General features: G+C 50.3%; 13 protein-coding genes. 12 read left to right on the forward strand and 1 reads right to left on the reverse strand.

Going from position 1 to position 13,048, the window contains the following annotated elements; genetic code table 11:
* Window positions 1–82: 82 nt before the first annotated feature.
* Window positions 83–1,333, reverse strand: coding sequence for a helix-turn-helix domain-containing protein (locus BS614_RS06260; RefSeq protein WP_074093296.1), 1,251 nt, complete (start codon window positions 1,331–1,333; stop codon window positions 83–85).
* Window positions 1,334–1,518: 185 nt separating this feature from the next.
* Here BS614_RS06260 and BS614_RS31400 point away from each other — a divergent pair, with 185 nt between their 5' ends.
* The 12 genes from BS614_RS31400 (at window position 1,519) to BS614_RS06315 (ending at window position 13,047) form a co-directional block, all read left to right on the forward strand.
* On the forward strand, window positions 1,519–1,695 hold the full coding sequence (locus tag BS614_RS31400) for a hypothetical protein (protein WP_157116031.1): 177 nt from the start codon (window positions 1,519–1,521) through the stop codon (window positions 1,693–1,695).
* 121 nt (window positions 1,696–1,816) lie between these two features.
* The gene (locus BS614_RS06265) at window positions 1,817–2,827 is read left to right on the forward strand and encodes a 3-oxoacyl-[acyl-carrier-protein] synthase III C-terminal domain-containing protein (RefSeq protein ID WP_074093297.1); all 1,011 of its coding nucleotides are present in this window, start codon (window positions 1,817–1,819) and stop codon (window positions 2,825–2,827) included.
* A complete protein-coding gene (locus BS614_RS06270; protein WP_167544382.1) occupies window positions 2,766–4,154 on the forward strand; it encodes a preATP grasp domain-containing protein in 1,389 nt (462 codons plus the stop codon). The genes BS614_RS06265 and BS614_RS06270 overlap by 62 nt, the downstream gene beginning before the upstream one ends.
* The gene (gene lysA, locus BS614_RS06275) at window positions 4,155–5,441 is read left to right on the forward strand and encodes a diaminopimelate decarboxylase (protein ID WP_074093299.1); all 1,287 of its coding nucleotides are present in this window, start codon (window positions 4,155–4,157) and stop codon (window positions 5,439–5,441) included.
* A gap of 18 nt (window positions 5,442–5,459) precedes the next feature.
* The gene (locus BS614_RS06280) at window positions 5,460–5,720 is read left to right on the forward strand and encodes an acyl carrier protein (RefSeq protein ID WP_017690901.1); all 261 of its coding nucleotides are present in this window, start codon (window positions 5,460–5,462) and stop codon (window positions 5,718–5,720) included.
* Window positions 5,720–6,598 carry a hypothetical protein gene (locus BS614_RS06285; RefSeq protein ID WP_157116032.1) on the forward strand — a complete coding sequence of 293 codons (879 nt, stop codon included), beginning with the start codon at window positions 5,720–5,722 and terminating at the stop codon, window positions 6,596–6,598. Before BS614_RS06280 ends, BS614_RS06285 begins: the two co-directional genes overlap by 1 nt.
* A 20-nt stretch (window positions 6,599–6,618) precedes the next feature.
* A complete protein-coding gene (locus BS614_RS06290) occupies window positions 6,619–7,575 on the forward strand; it encodes a 3-oxoacyl-[acyl-carrier-protein] synthase III C-terminal domain-containing protein (protein ID WP_074093301.1) in 957 nt (318 codons plus the stop codon).
* A gap of 15 nt (window positions 7,576–7,590) precedes the next feature.
* A complete protein-coding gene (locus BS614_RS06295) occupies window positions 7,591–8,313 on the forward strand; it encodes a hypothetical protein (RefSeq protein ID WP_074093302.1) in 723 nt (240 codons plus the stop codon).
* Window positions 8,313–9,470, forward strand: a complete 1,158-nt coding sequence (locus BS614_RS06300; RefSeq protein ID WP_084174427.1) for an acyl-CoA dehydrogenase family protein — start codon at window positions 8,313–8,315, stop codon at window positions 9,468–9,470. The genes BS614_RS06295 and BS614_RS06300 overlap by 1 nt, the downstream gene beginning before the upstream one ends.
* Window positions 9,463–10,431: a hypothetical protein gene (locus tag BS614_RS06305; protein ID WP_074093304.1), complete on the forward strand. Its 969-nt coding sequence runs from the start codon at window positions 9,463–9,465 to the stop codon at window positions 10,429–10,431. The genes BS614_RS06300 and BS614_RS06305 overlap by 8 nt, the downstream gene beginning before the upstream one ends.
* Window positions 10,432–10,449: 18 nt before the next feature.
* Entirely contained in the window at window positions 10,450–11,838 is a 1,389-nt protein-coding gene (locus BS614_RS06310) for an MATE family efflux transporter (RefSeq protein ID WP_074093305.1), read from the forward strand.
* A gap of 27 nt (window positions 11,839–11,865) precedes the next feature.
* Complete coding sequence (locus BS614_RS06315; protein ID WP_074093306.1) at window positions 11,866–13,047, forward strand: arginase family protein; 1,182 nt, start codon at window positions 11,866–11,868, stop codon at window positions 13,045–13,047.
* Window position 13,048 lies beyond the last annotated feature (1 nt).

The following is a 13,048-nucleotide window of genomic DNA, read 5'->3' on the forward strand; positions in this document are numbered from 1 at the left end:
TAAGGTCTCTGTTGAAGAGACCCTGAACTCCATCATTTTGTTTTCCCGTGTCCTCAGTTGTTAGATGAAGAGAGTATCTGTTTTATTTGATCAATGACTTATAATCTTCGTAGTTCATTTTACGCTCTTGCAGGCTTAGCAGAAGGAGTTGATGGCTGATGCCAGCCTCGCGGTTTGCAGAGATGCGTTTAAGTAGATCGTGACTCATTCTTAGAAAATAATAACCTTCATTGCTGTTGTTTTTCTCATGAAATACAATACCAAGCAAGCGATACAGTTTGGCACGAAGCATCCCTTCATCTTGCTGATCCAGCAGTTGAAGGGCTTCTTTGATGATGGCCTCTGCCTGTTCTGGCTCACGCTGTTCCAAATAAACTTTACTGATTTCCTCTAATATGGAAGCCTTCTTGTGGGGAAGATTGCGTTTATCGTAAATTCGTGCGCATTCATCCAGCAAGGGGAGGGCTTCTTTTTTTTGCCCCATATGAAGCTGGATCACGGCGAGGTTGTGAAGTGCCAGAACGTAGGATTCGCTGCTCGCCTGTTTATAGGCCTGTACGGATCTCTTGGTCCAGTCATAACTTAACAGCATGTGTCCGTCCTGTTCGGACATATAATAGGCTTTGCCCAAACCCAGCGTAATCTCGCCATACAGTTCCGGTTGCCCCGCCATCTGGGCTTCCTTCTCCGCTTTGAGATAGTAGTTCAACCCCTCATTCACATTGCCTAATCTTAAATGGGTTGTGCCAAGAAAGGTCAGCGATTGGATATGTTCTTCCTGTAGATGTTTGAGTCTGCTGCTGTACGTATACGCCTGTTCATAATGTTTCCGGGCAGCATGAAACAGCTCTGCATGAAAAGCCGCTCTCCCCATTTCAAGATAATATTCAACAATACGCTCCCTGTCACCCGTTCGAATGACTGTAAATGCTGCGTTTTCCCCTTCATCCAAGGCTTGTCGATAATCCCCAAGTCTGTTGTGACTTCGTAAAATGAGCAGGTAGGCTTCTGACTGATCCGATGTATCCTCCGTCAACGTCAGCACTTTATGGGCTATGCGGATGCAGGCAGAATCATTCTGCTCGGCATAACAGGCTTTGGCCTTGTCCAGTACAGCCTCCCCAATATCCGTATCTGTTGCTGCACTTCCTCCCAAAAAAAACTCCATGGGTGTATTAAGTCTCCTGGCAATGATTTTTAACATACGCTGCGAGGGAACGGCTCTACCTTTTTCGATAAGGCTGATGTAAGAACGCGTCATATCCTCACCTGCCAGTTGCTTCTGAGACAGTCCAAGCTGCTCCCGGATTTGCCGGATTTTCGGTCCGAGCATGATCGTTCACCGTCCCTTGATATAGTTTGATTGGAATGGAGATCTGATTGGTATGTTGGGTCTATCGTGTGTGTCCAGAAGCAGGGGTAAGGAGAGTGAGAGGTTCATTTACCCCCATTTACAGTTTAAATGCAATTTGGGAGATTATAGAATCAGAGTATCCAAGATGAAAGGAGGAGATATGAATGGTCATTAAAGCGACTCCCATTACACTGGAGCAACTGAAGCGCAAAGAAGTTGAAGCAGCACAATTGGAAACGAGTGGACTGGGCGAGGCACGTGAAGTCAGTGCACGCGCGGTTTCCGCTCGCGCAGTTGAAGCCCGTGCTGTAGCAGCTCGTGCAGCGGCGGCTCGTGCCTGATTTTTCCTACTTACTTATCGTATTACGCTAGATTCATAGATGGGAGCTTCTGCGGAAGCTCTTTATCTCCCTATATTTCAGTGAGATTCGTACGTTAGTGATAACGAGGTGTCTGAAGCCGATGCATATCAAGCAAATATGGTCTTACATTCCGGAGCACATTGTGCCGATCAGGGAACTGAACGAGGTGCTGGGACTCAATAATGCCCAGACGAAGGTACTGGAAAAAATTCATGGTTTGAAACAGGTTCGGCAAGACAGGGATGGAGATCTGGTTTCGTTACTAGGGCGCGTATTAACCCAGGTGGTAAATAACCCTGAGATCGCTCCTAACTCGATTAAGTATATCATTTATTGCCACACAATTCAGGAAAATTTCCCCTTTCCTATGAAAGTTTTGCAAGTCCTGAAACGGGCTTACGGGTTGCAGCATGCCATCGCGTTTTCGCTTACGCAGCAGAACTGTGCATCGGGCTTAATTGCCCTGAATGTTGCCGAGACATTGCTGCCTTCATTGGAAGCGGATGATCATATTTTAATTTTGACAGGTGAAAAAACCTTTAGTCCCGTTGTGCAATTGATCCCCAATACCACCGTGATGGGAGAGGCATCAGCCGCCGTGCTGGTGGGTAACAAGGGCAACGGAAGTCGTGTCGTCGGACTCACGAGTGTTACCCTGGGCCAATTCTGTAATGTACTAACGGGAACCCCGCAGATTCTAAGGGAGTTTCAGGAAATCTACACGCCTCGGTTATGTGAAGCCATTGTTGCAGCCGTGGAGCAGGCGGGTCTGACGCTGCAGGATATTCGATACATCGTCCCACACAATGTGAATCTATCCTCGTGGAAGAAGGTGGCTATCCGTTTATCCTATCCCCTTGAACGCATATATACGTCCAACGTACAGGAGATCGGACATTGTTTCTGTTCGGACCCATTTATTAATCTGCAAGCCATTCTAGAGCAGAAGTTGTTGCAACCAGAGGAGTATTATCTGCTTGTTACGGTCGGACTTGGGGTTACATTCAGCGTAGCAGTGATGCAGTATGCAGGAATAGGAGGGGATGGCCTTGACCACCGTATTGACGGATTTTTCGAGCAAGCTCAAGTGGGCGTTAACGGGCCAGCATGACGTTACTTTTGTGTATCTTAACAATTTTGAGGTAGAGGAGTACTGGAGTGAAACGGGTATTCTCAAGCTGCCCTCATTAAGCATAGGCTCGGCCGCGGATGTCGTTAATCGGATGGAGGAACTGGGTGTTTTCCTCGCCGGAGAGAACGATATCATCCTGCTCAAGGAGCCGCCGAATCAGGGATTCATGGCAGATGCACAGGCGCTTGGGTTTGGTCGCTCCCGATGCATAACGGTGGAGCACAATGATCCGGCACTGAACATTACTGCGAATCTTCTGAATTGTCCAAGGACAATGGACAAGCTGCGAGAGCTGTCACAGGCTGCTGGAACGAATGTTTATCTGGTTCCCTTTGGAACCTCGGATCAGGAAGAGGAATTCTCCCGACGGACCGGCATTCCGCTGGCTGTTCCATCTTCAGATATCTTCCGCAAGGTGAATGACAAGGGGTATTCCCGCCGTCTCAACGCAGAGCTGGGTATTCGTCAGATCCCAGGCGTTGAATGCACGTCTTTGGATGAACTGGTGTCCGGTTTCGATCAGCTAAAGGCCGTTCTAGAGCAGGGTGGACGCCTTGTGCTGAAGGATTCCATGGGTGTATCAGGCAAGGGGATTACCGTCATCACCGATGAAGCCAGGTTTCACAAATGCATGAGTATGCTGGAGAAACAGGCAAGCAAAAAGGGAATACGGCAAATCAACTACGTGCTTGAGCAATGGATTGATAAAATCTGTGACCTGAATTACCAGATTCTCATCGATCGCTCCGGCGGAGTTGAGTTTCTTGGCGTAAAGGAATCGTTGGTAGAGCAAGGTGTGCATCAGGGGCATCTCATGCCTTCGCGGCTCAACGATGTTCAACTTGAGGTTATTCGCGAAGCGGCCATGCGAATTGGAGCAGCTCTGTATCGAGATGGATACTACGGCATTGCCGGCATGGACGCCATTCTGGACGAGGACGGTACAATCTGGCCCAATCTTGAGATTAATGCCAGGTTTAATATGTCTACCTATCAGACCAACATTCAACAGCAATGGCTGCCCGAAGATCAATGTGGACTGGCGAAAAAATATACGCTCCGGCTCAATCACCTGCTGGAATACGGAGTACTTCGTTCCCGGTTGGGTGCGTTGATGTTCGAACCGGAACGCGGCGAAGGATTATTGATCAATAATTTTGCCACAGTCAATGCGGCATTCAGAAGTGAGGGGACCTTGTTCTCCGGACGTCTGTATGGCGTGATTATTGCGTCCTCCCCTGAACGGCTGGGAGTAATCGACGAAGCGATAGAAGCCGTCCTATCTTCCATTAACGAGGTGATGTGAGTGTCTAAGGAATATCAGATTCAGCAGTTGCCTGTTTCGGACATCGCCGAGAGATTCGGGACCCCGCTGTATGTATATGACGGGGATGTGTTGCAGCAGGTGTATCAGGAGCTTCGGGGATTGCTTACGCCTCAAGTGGAGCTGTTCTATTCATTGAAGGCCAATCCCAATATTTCGATCGTACACATGCTCCGGGAGATGGGAGCACAGGCAGAGGTATGTTCCCTGGCCGAATTGCATACGGCTGTACAGGCTGGAGTAGCAGCAGAAAGCATTATTTTTCTGGGACCGGGAAAAAGCGATGACGAGATTACGGCATGCATACGTCTGGGCATATATGCGATCGTGTGTGAATCGTTTCAGGAGCTGGAGCGCATTGAGAGCATCGCTGCAAGTGAGGGGCGAATCGTGCCGGTGGCGCTGCGAGTGAATCCATCTTTTTCTGTTAAAGGCTCCAGGCTGACCATGGGTGGCAAACCACGTCAGTTTGGTATGGATGAACAAAGTGTGCTCCAGGGGAAAGAACAGTTCGAGAGCTTCTCCCATGTGGAGATCATGGGACTTCACGTGTACATGGGAACCCGCATGTTGGATGTAGAGCCGATCGTTCAGAATACCCGCCATATTCTGGAATTGGCTGATCGAATCGAGAACGAGCTGGATATCACGCTGCGTATGGTCGATGTAGGCGGGGGATTGGGCGTGCCCTACCATGAAGGTGAGCAGTTCCTATCCATAACCGCACTGACAGAACAGTTGAATCCAATGTTCGAATCGTTTCGGCATAGTCATGCCAACACCCGGCTGTTCATGGAGCTTGGGCGATATCTGGTAGGAACCTGCGGTATGTTGGTCAGTCGAGCCCTATACGTCAAGCAATCGTATGGAGAGCACTTCGTCGTAACCGATGGTGGAACGAACTGCCATATGGCGGCGGTGGGCACAGGTTCTTACGTGAAGCGTAACTTTCCGATTGCCTCCCTGACGCGTTATGGTGAGTCCCCTGTAGCCGAATACAATATTACGGGTCCCTTATGTACGCCGAATGATGTTGTTGGGAAACGGGTATTGCTTCCTCCTGTTGAACGGGGCGATCTAATCGGTGTTTTTCATTCGGGAGCCTACGGACCAACGGCTTCTCCCACACACTTTTTGAGTCATGGAAGTCCGGCGGAAGTGCTGATTGTCGCTGGGGAGGCTCACTTGATCCGTGAGCGAGATACTCCGCAGGATCTACTGTCCAAGCAACGTTTGATTCAAGTGTCCCACACGGCAATAACCAATTGATGAGGAGAGATGATGATCATGACGACTGCAGTATTGCTTGAAGAGATCAAAGGTGCCCTTGCTGAAGTGTTGAATACGGAAGCCAGGCAGGATATTCAATTAAGCACATCTTTATTTGACGAACTCTATCTGGATTCGACCTCTGTTCTGGAACTGTTGATGACGCTGGAAGACCGGATTGAAGGTCTGGAGATTGACCCGGATGATCTGGAGCCCGATGTATTTGATACGGTAGGCTCCCTGGCTGCTTATATTGAGAAGCAGCTCATTGCGGCCTGATGGCTTCGCCTGTTGCCATACGGGAGATGGGAGTCAGGTTGTTCTCGGAGAAGAAGCCTCCGTTCGAACATCCGGAACTGTTGCGATTTCATCAGGATATGCTTGCAGGTACTCCGATCAAGTACGACGTTCAGCTTTTGCAGGGGCGTAACAACAATGCCTATCACGAGATGAGTGTGGAACTGCTGGAGGAAACGGGACTTGATCGGGTTATGCAGGATGTGGATGTGCTACTGCTGGCATACAATTTTCCGAATACCCGCCCGGATATATCAATTGTGAATTATTTGATGGATCGTTATCAGGCTCGCTTTATCAGTTTTGCTGTAAATGATCTTGGTTTTGGTGCTCCTTTTGCGGCGCTCCACATGCTTCAGCACTATCTGGGTAGAGAAGGTTACATGAAAGGCATGCTTCTGGTTATGGACCAGACGGCTCTCCCCTATGAAACGATGGAACTTGTTTCACCGCATGGACCGGACACGGCTGCAGCAATATACCTTGATCGGATGACAGGCGTAGGACCTTCCCTGCTTGGGGTAGAGATGCGACATGCCGAGAATTCCATAGCCGATACTGCGGAGATGGTACTGGATCGATTATGTGCCCAGGCATCCATTCACCGGAATCAGATTAACCTGCTTATCCATCCTGATCTGGAGCAGCAGTGCAATCAGGCTGTCTGGTACAGCGAATGTGGATCGAAGAGCAATTATGATCCATCGCGCTGGAGTGCAGCGCCATTCTTCGCATTACAGGAGTTACTGGAGGAGAAGGACGGGGACGAGTACATATGTCTTATGCATCTGGAGCAGCCGGATTCGTTTATTCATGCCTTGCTGATCCGAACTTGTGAATGGAGTATGGATGGACACTAATCGCAAAAGGAGGGAGAACATTGGGGTTCGGTATTGTGGATATTGGCGTCTATTTGCCTGAACAGATTCAGCAGCCGGAAGAGGTGCTGGCTGCCCTGGAGCTTGGGAAAGGCGAGATTCAGTTTCTGCGCAAGTACCACCGCCTGGAAGGTGTGCCTGTAACGGAATCGGGCCAGATGCTTGACGATACGATCGCACAGGCTGTGGAACGGCTCCAGACCAGACCTGCCCTTTCCGGAATCGACCTTGTTCTCTATGTCCATTCCTTTCAGGTGCAGACACCGAGCGATTACAGGCTTGTGCAGCGTGTCCTCCAGCGCTTAGGGCTGGAACATGTACCGTTCTATGGCATATCCCAAATGAACTGTGCATCGTCGATAGCCGCTCTTCAATGGCTTGAGCGAATCTCGCAAACGCAGCCTCACATTCGGAATGTGTTGTTGATCTGTGCGGATCAATTCAATTTTTTGCCTCCCGAATGGCGCTATCTGCGCAAATCGGCCATTCTGGGTGATTCTGCCGTAGCTGTTCTATTGAGCAGAGAGAGCTGTCAGCATGTCGTTCAGGCGGCGCATGTGCTGCGAGATACCCGGTTCCATACTGGTTATCATGCAACCGCCGATGAGATCTCGGCATTTAACCGATTGTATGTGGACCATATCATTCAAGGGATGGAAGAGCTGCTGTCAACGCAAGGCCTGAGTTTCGAAGATGTGGATCATATTTTTCCACATAATGTGAACTGGACTACCTGGAAGGAATTCTCGCGACGTACGGGAGTTGGACTTGAACGGATATATCTGGATAACATTCAGCGAATCGGACATACCTTTTCCACCGACCCGTTCATTAACCTGAGTTCGGGATTGGAGCAGGACTGGGTGTGCAGGAAGGGGCGCTCCATCATGGTCAGTATCGGGCTCGGCAGTTTTTTTGGTTTTGCACTGGTGGAGCATGGAGGATGCGAAGAAGAATGAACAGGAGGAATGACAATGCACGTTATTGAATTCCAGGGCCCAGATGCAAAGCCCGTCGGATCAAAGGCAGCAGGCAACCCCGTTGCTCCGTTATCGGAAATGTTGGAGGCAAAAACCTTGCTGGTGAACAATTGTCCAGTGCTTTTGGCAACAGGTCCCTACGTGCTCGCGACCGCTCATCTCATTGAACAAGATGCTTTACTTTGGCATGAAGAATCAGCTGGGCTGTATCGTTGGAATCAACTACATGCCGTTCATGTACAGGATCGGATGCTGGAGCCCTCCGGACTACTGTTATACCGGGTACAGCCGAATGAGGGTGAGAAGGCTGAGATATCAGGCGAGAAAGTGACCTCGAATGAGCTGAGAACACGCCTGCATGAGTTCCGCGTAGAGCTGTGCAAGGCTGGATTGGAGCAGGTTCGCAAGCATTTGTCGGTGCGAATATCAGGCGGGCAATCCACGTTTCAGCACCAGCTCGTGAAAGGCATGGTCGCTGACATCCTGACAACGCTCTACATGGCGGAAACGTTGCCTGAAGACCGCTTCCTCTCAGCAAATCCAGGTCTTCCATCGGTCCGGGTCCATGCGTGGATACATCAGGAATTGGACGAAGCCTTCAGACAGATTCAACGTCTTGGCGGCGGTTTCGGTTTTTTGAGACATGGCGTATCTGCATATACATATGCAGGCCAACTGGTGAAAAACATGCTGTTGCCAGCTAAGGAGGAATATTGATGATTACTCCATCAACGATTGCGATTTTCGAGCAAGTGATGAAGCAGTATGCTGCGGAGCTTCGTCAGATTGGCTTGACGATTGACCGGGAGCCAGACCGGCTCACCGAGTTTTTGCACACGTCTGCCCTGCAGGCCATCAATCATATGATGATTCCCCCGGAGTATGGCGGCCAGCCAATTGTAACCATAGGTCAGGATCGATATTATGGACTCTCTTCGCTGGAAAGAGTCATTACGATCGAGCAGTTGTCCGCAGGAGATGCAGGCGTTTTTCTGGGAGGACCTGGTCCTTCCATGTCCAGCATCGTCATGATTGACTTGGGCGACGAGGAACAGAAGGAACGCTTTTATAGCCACTTTCTGAAAGGTCCAGCCTGGGCTGTTTTTGCCTTATCAGAGCCGGAGAAGGGTTCAGATGCAACTGAGATCAGCACGCGGATTACGCGACATCCGGATGGGAGAATGGAGCTAACCGGACATAAATTCTACATTGGGAACGGACACCGGGCGAGTATTGGACTGGTATTCGCCCAGACCAATCGCACGCCTCTGGGCATTCAGGTCGCTATAGTTGATCCTTCTCTGCCGGGTTTCACAGCAACCCCGCTGGACACGATGGGGCTTCGCGGTCTGCAACTCAGTCATCTGCAATTTGAGGCTTTCCCACTGGAAGAGAAAGATATTCTGGGTCGTCACCTAAGCCCAACCAAGCGTGGATTGTGGGGAGCATTGCGTACATTCCACCGGATGCGCCCTAGCGTGGCGGCTTTGGCGCTTGGTGTTGCACAGGCTGCTTATGATTATGTTGTAGAGCACAGAACGATCTTTACAGAACGTGAAAAGACAGAACTGGAGCGACTGGAGATGCGTCTTCATGCGCTACGCAGCATGATTCGGAATGCAGCAGCAGAGATTGACCATGATGCGAATAAGGGATATCTGGCTTCCCTCAGTAAAATACGGGCTGCGTCAGTTGCCGAGGAAGCGACGGAATGGGCACTGGAGATGATGGGGCCAGGTTCCATGCTGGAGCATCCTCTGCTGAACAAATGGTATCGCGATGCAAGGGCCTTTGAGTTCATGGAAGGCACAACGTCCATTCAGAAGATAAACGTTTTTCAGGCGTATGCCAACGGGAAGATGCAGCATGTCTGATTCACTTCATGATGATATTGGCGCACCAATCTATGTGGATCATATTTGCTGGCTTACTGCGGAGGATCATCTGTACACGCTGGATTGGCCAACACCGGATGATTATGTTTACGTATCGCCGCACATATATATGGAGGATCACTATTATGGTCGCGTGGGAACGCTGACTCGCTCCCTTATGGCAGACGGGAGACGGGTGACAGCGGGTGATCTTGCGCTTATGGTGCTGGAGCAGTTGTCCACAAAGCCGCATTGGGATTGGTTGATCCTTGCCCAGACCTGTCCCGAACGACATGCATTGAATGCTCCACTTGCCCGAATGCTTGAAACGGCTCCGTGGCGAGTTAATCATCCACTTGGTATTACCCATATGGGTGCGCTCGCAGGCACCGAGGCCATTCAGGTTGCTCTTTGGAGCATGCTTCCTAACGAACGGACTGCGATTGTGCTGGTGGAGCAGCGAATTCTCCATGACGATGGACAGATTGGATATGGTCAACCACCCGAACCTAAAGGTGATCTCGGCGACATGGCTGTGGCGCTTGAGGCAGGACTGGGCCAAGGGGCGTTGCAGGTACACTATGCGGGAAAACGAATCATCAAGTCGGATGAAGCCACGGCTTTTGCATCCGAGGCACTCGGCATGATCCGCGAATGGCTGGATGGTTATGCAGCTGAGCACGTCATTCTTCAGTCGAGACTGGGATTACGTCTCAATGGCAGTTCTGTTTTGCATATTTCCCCTTCGAAGACCATCTGCGTACCACGAACCGATTATCAGAGCGGAGATGTATGGATACAGCTGGCAGATAAGCTAGAGCGGGGTATCATCAGGCCGGATGATCGAGTCATGCTGGTCTCGTGGGATGATGATCGGATGATATCTGCTTGTTGCGTGCATGTGATACGTCTGCCGATACTCAACAGGCTTACAATGAATCAAGAAATCAAGACTTCATGAATTATGGAGGTGAACCCCATGCAGGGGATCGATTATACGGCCGGCTCGATCCATCGTTTGTTATTCCGTACGGCCGTTCCGATGCTGCTCGCTTCTCTGGTTAACGTGATTACACAACTGGCCAATGTATTTTTCTTGGGTCATACGAGTCAAAATGTATTATATGTGCTCTCATTGTATATTCCTGTCTCATTCGTCATGATTGCCATCATCGAAGCGATGCAACTGTCTGTTCAGGTAGCGGTAGCGCGCAGTCGTGCCGGGGGCTCTCGTGCATTTACCCAGCTATTCGTGCACATGATGGGCAGTGCAATGCTGCTTGCCATTCTGACCGGGGGAATTGTGATGTTAATGACCCCTGTGCTCTCATGGTTTTACCGTGTGCCTGCCGACATTGGGCCCATGTTTACGCTGTACGTAGGGGGCATGATGGCAGTGAGCATCCCGGCTGTCCTAGCTGCAGTGACCAGTGCGGCGTTACGAGGGCTGGGCCGGGCACAGGCAGCGTCGTGGAACGCGGTTGGGATGGCGATGCTAAACATTGCTCTCGTGTATACATTTGTGTCGGTCTTTGGGTTGGATCTGAAGGGCATCATCTATGCCAACCTGATCACTTCCGTCTTGTCCTTGGCCATCTCTCTACTTATTCTGTTCCTTCGCCGGGAAATGGTCTTTGAACGCTTTGTTTTTGCCCAAAAACATCTGATGGCCCTCAGGCATGTCGGTATTCCTGTGTTCATCTCGTACTGCATGATTTTTCTGAGTACATTTTTTTTTAATAAAATTGTCAGTCACTTTGGCGAAGGGGCGGTTGCTGGCTTTGGCGTTGGTTATCGAATTCAGACGATGGCGATCCTGCCGGGTATCGTGATTGGCTCGGCCATCGGCATTATCATCAATCATAATTTGCAGTCACCACACCGGCCAAGGGCCTATGCAAGTTATCGCCAAGGTCTGCTACAATCCTTTGTTCTGTACGTAATCATTGCCGTTGCCGTCTGGATCTGGCGAGATCCGCTTATCGCATTCCTAATCGAAGACGCGGCAACCCGAGCAGAAGCAGCGCGGTATCTGTCCATCGTAGCTCTTTCCTATATTGGCATGGGTCCCATGATGACAACCCTGCTGACGATGGAACAGAGCGGGCGCGGATACCAGGCCATACTCCTGAATGCGGTGTATTTTCTGATTATTATCGCACTTGGCTGGGGACTGACTCGGGCCTTTAATGAAGTTACTTACTTCTATGCGGTGATTGCTGGCATGAATGTGGTCGGCATGTCGTCGTTCTTGCTACCTTTCATGCGAATGCTGAAGCGGGAATATGTGGAGTCGTCTGGGGATAAGGACATCAGTACAGAAGGTGAAGCGACGTTGCCGAATAAGAGCTATTCCACACAGACTTGACTCTAACTACGTACAGGAGGTTTTTGCATGAGAACATCAGAACCTGCTTATCTGGTACGTCGCATTGCAGATGCGTGGATCGCTGCGGATGAAACGTTCAGCCAGTTTTATGAGCTGGAACCAGCGAAAGAGCTGGAGCCACAACTCCCCCCGGATTTGCCGGGGGTGGAACCTGCGGAAGCGCCTTTTTTTTTGTATGAGCCTCTCATCGGTCATGGGGCTCCTCAACTGGGGATCTTGGGTATCCCTCATTCTGGTGGGACAAGCATGTTAAACTCCTCCGTTGCCGGACTTGCGCATGCGTTACGGGTAGAATCATGGAAAAAGGTCATCTATCCATCGTTACAAGAGTCCGGGAATTCGAGCTTGTACGATATTGGAAGTGGGAGACGATTGCTTGAGAGCGTAGCCATGCAGGATTGGGGTACTTGTCTTATGAATGAAGCGGAGGCGGATACAGCTGTTCCTTATCAAAAGGGGCTTGCCACCGCACTGGATCATGCGCTGGATCAACAGGCACTATTGTGCTGCATTGGTGGAGACCATTCCATTACGCATGCAGTGCTTCAGATGATGGCAAAGGCCCTGGGCAGTCGAAGGATGCTGGTACAGTTCGATGCCCATCATGATTGCGGTATCGATGCCATTCATCAGGAGAATCCCAGTCACTCCAATTTTGTAAGACATCTGCTAGAGCAGGGTACGGTTGCTGCTGTTGTACAGATTGGCCTGCGTGGTCTTCGCTCAGCAGATCAGATGTACAGCCATCCTGGCTTGATTCAAATATCGGCAGAGCATATGACACCCGAGAGGGTGAGCCATGTTCTGAACGAGGTAAGGCAGAAGTACGACGTTGACTCGGCTTATCTAACGTTTGATCTGGATTCCCTTGATCCGGGTAGCTTTCCCTTTGTTGATTTTCCAATTGCTGCAGGGCCGACGTGGCAGAACATTCGAGACTGCGTTACTGCAGCACTGGAAGTACCGATAGCTTATCAAGGGATGGATATGGTAGAGGGACAGGGTGTGCAATCAGATCGGCACATTCCCGGACAATATGAGCTGGCGCTTCGGATGTTGGCCTATATGGTGGATGGCATCGACCGGAATCGTCAGCGGTTTAAAAATTCCTCCAGTATTAGAGTAGCCAGAGAAGAGATGCTGTCGGGAGCGGGAGCATCCATGAATAAGGGCTTAAAGGAGGTTTGAG

The sequence above is a fragment of the Paenibacillus xylanexedens genome (assembly GCF_001908275.1).
GTDB lineage: Bacteria > Bacillota > Bacilli > Paenibacillales > Paenibacillaceae > Paenibacillus > Paenibacillus xylanexedens_A.

Excerpts from the sequence above, each read along its gene's own strand:
- BS614_RS06260 (WP_074093296.1), bottom strand. The coding sequence starts at position 1,333 with ATGCTCGGACCGAAAATCCGGCAAATCCGGGAGCAGCTTGGACTGTCT.
- BS614_RS31400 (WP_157116031.1), top strand. The coding sequence starts at position 1,519 with ATGGTCATTAAAGCGACTCCCATTACACTGGAGCAACTGAAGCGCAAA.
- BS614_RS06265 (WP_074093297.1), top strand. The coding sequence starts at position 1,817 with ATGCATATCAAGCAAATATGGTCTTACATTCCGGAGCACATTGTGCCG.
- BS614_RS06280 (WP_017690901.1), top strand. The coding sequence starts at position 5,460 with ATGACGACTGCAGTATTGCTTGAAGAGATCAAAGGTGCCCTTGCTGAA.
- BS614_RS06285 (WP_157116032.1), top strand. The coding sequence starts at position 5,720 with ATGGCTTCGCCTGTTGCCATACGGGAGATGGGAGTCAGGTTGTTCTCG.
- BS614_RS06295 (WP_074093302.1), top strand. The coding sequence starts at position 7,591 with ATGCACGTTATTGAATTCCAGGGCCCAGATGCAAAGCCCGTCGGATCA.
- BS614_RS06300 (WP_084174427.1), top strand. The coding sequence starts at position 8,313 with ATGATTACTCCATCAACGATTGCGATTTTCGAGCAAGTGATGAAGCAG.
- BS614_RS06305 (WP_074093304.1), top strand. The coding sequence starts at position 9,463 with ATGTCTGATTCACTTCATGATGATATTGGCGCACCAATCTATGTGGAT.
- BS614_RS06310 (WP_074093305.1), top strand. The coding sequence starts at position 10,450 with ATGCAGGGGATCGATTATACGGCCGGCTCGATCCATCGTTTGTTATTC.
- BS614_RS06315 (WP_074093306.1), top strand. The coding sequence starts at position 11,866 with ATGAGAACATCAGAACCTGCTTATCTGGTACGTCGCATTGCAGATGCG.